Source organism: Chamaesiphon sp. VAR_69_metabat_338 (assembly GCF_031423935.1).
Taxonomy (GTDB): Bacteria; Cyanobacteriota; Cyanobacteriia; order Cyanobacteriales; family Chamaesiphonaceae; genus Chamaesiphon.
Genome location: NZ_JANPGM010000085.1, coordinates 1 through 2,093 on the forward strand (window position 1 = coordinate 1; position 2,093 = coordinate 2,093).

At 44.2% G+C, this 2,093-nt stretch carries 2 protein-coding genes; both read left to right on the forward strand.

What is annotated here, in order from left to right; all coding sequences use genetic code 11:
• Window positions 1-122: 122 nt before the first annotated feature.
• Window positions 123-1,235 (forward strand): DNA replication/repair protein RecF, encoded by a 1,113-nt coding sequence (recF, locus tag RMO84_RS02550; protein WP_310486886.1) that lies wholly within the window; start codon window positions 123-125, stop codon window positions 1,233-1,235.
• A 60-nt stretch (window positions 1,236-1,295) separates the two neighbouring features.
• Window positions 1,296-1,937 (forward strand): aminoacyl-tRNA hydrolase, encoded by a 642-nt coding sequence (gene pth, locus RMO84_RS02555; RefSeq protein ID WP_310486887.1) that lies wholly within the window; start codon window positions 1,296-1,298, stop codon window positions 1,935-1,937.
• The last annotated feature ends 156 nt before the right edge of the window (window positions 1,938-2,093 follow it).

A 2,093-nucleotide genomic window follows, 5' to 3' on the forward strand; every position in this document is an offset into this window, starting at 1 on the left:
TTACTCTTCGCGATAACACATCCTATTTTATGGTTGTAAAACAACTAGTTTCGGTGCGTTACGCTTCGCGATAACACACCCTACATGCTTGCAAATATTCCCTATTCTCTATCCCCTAGCTCGTGTATTTGAATCGTCTCCATCTGCGTCATTTTCGGAACTATCGGGAGCAGGAAGTTATTTTTTCTGCGCCTAAAACAATTTTATTGGGAGATAATGCTCAAGGTAAATCCAATCTCTTAGAAGCTGTTGAATTGTTATCGACACTTAAGAGTCATCGCGTGACGCGCGATCGAGATTTAGTCCTCACTGGTGAAACCGAAAGTAAAATTACCGCTCAACTCACTCGCAGACACGGCTCGATCGATCTCAATCTTCTCCTCAGAGATAAAGGCCGCAGAACGGCAACTGTCAATCATGAAATTCTCAAGCGTCAATTAGACTTTTTAGGCATCTTAAATGCGGTCGAATTCTCAGCTCTCGATCTCGATTTAGTGCGCGGCAATCCCGAAATGCGCCGACACTGGATCGACTCGTTATTATTCCAAATCGAGCCAGTTTACGCACATATTTTGCATGAATATCAACGGATCTTAAAGCAACGTAATAGCCTGCTCAAACAAGCAGAACACCGCAACTTAGATCCGGCAGAATTAGCTTCCTGGAATCATCAATTAATTGTAGCTGGGACGAAAGTAATTCGCCGCCGGATGCGGATTATCGACAGACTCGCACCGATCGCCAGAGCATGGCATACTAAAATTAGCAAGCAGACCGAAGCACTAACAATTACTTATGCTCCAAATATAATTACCACAGACAATACTGCCGAAGCGACTTATCAAGCATTTACCGAGCGGTTAGAGCTGCGCCAAGTTGCCGAACAAAGTTTGGGGATGACTCTAGTTGGCCCCCACCGCGATGAAATCGAACTGACTATTAATGATACTCCCGCCAAAGCTTACGGTTCCCAAGGTCAACAGCGTACCCTCGTACTGGCACTGAAATTAGCCGAGCTAGAACTGATCGAACAAATCGTCGGCGAACCTCCTTTGTTGCTCCTCGATGATGTCTTAGCCGAACTCGATCTGACTCGCCAAAATCAACTTTTAAGTGTGATTGAAGATCGCTTTCAAACATTAATCACGACTACCCATTTAGGTGCCTTCGATGCTAAATGGTTGGAGTCATCCCAGATTCTACAAGTTCGATCGGGTGAAATTATCCAAACTTGAATCTTACTATTTTCCTAACAACTCCCTACCCTCTATCCCCTATCCCTTACCCCCTAAATCATGAGTGACGAATTGGTAATTCCCCAGTTAATTGTCGGACTGGGCAATCCCGGTACTAAATACGATCGCACTAGGCATAATGTCGGCTTCGATCTTGTAGATATCCTGGCAAAACGCTGGCAGATTAGTTTGAGCGATTCTCCAGGGGAGAGGCTACGCCAACGCAAGCAATTTCAAGGTATTTATGGCGAAGGTTTCGGCAGTCACAATGCCAAAATTAGACTACTAAAACCGCAGACTTTCATGAATCTATCGGGTCAATCCGTCCGTGCGACTATCGATTGGTTCAAGCTCTCGCCTGCATCGGTGCTAGTCGTCTATGACGATCTCGATTTACCGCTGGGTAAAATTCGATTGCGGTTATCTGGTTCGGCAGGCGGACACAATGGGATGAAGTCAATTATTTCTCATTTAGGAACTCAAGATTTCCCCAGAGTTAGAATCGGGATTGGTAAAAGTGCTGGCGAGAAAGATACTATTTCTCATGTTTTAGGTAAATTTTCAGTCGTCGAAATTCCGATCGTGAATGAGGTCATTCAACTAGTCAATGATTCGATTGAAATGAGCCTCAAAAAAGGCGTCGAGCAGGCTATGAGTCTTTATAATAGCCGATCGATTCCTGTGCCGGAGATTGTGGAATAACTTACAAATTAGTAGAAACAGATCCCCGACTTCTCGAAGAAGTCGGGGATCTAAGGGTCGTGACATCGCAATATTTAATGGTGTCCTAAAATACCTCAAACATTACTTAATTAATCGATCGACTGCGGAAACATTCATCTTAGGAGAATTGCGATT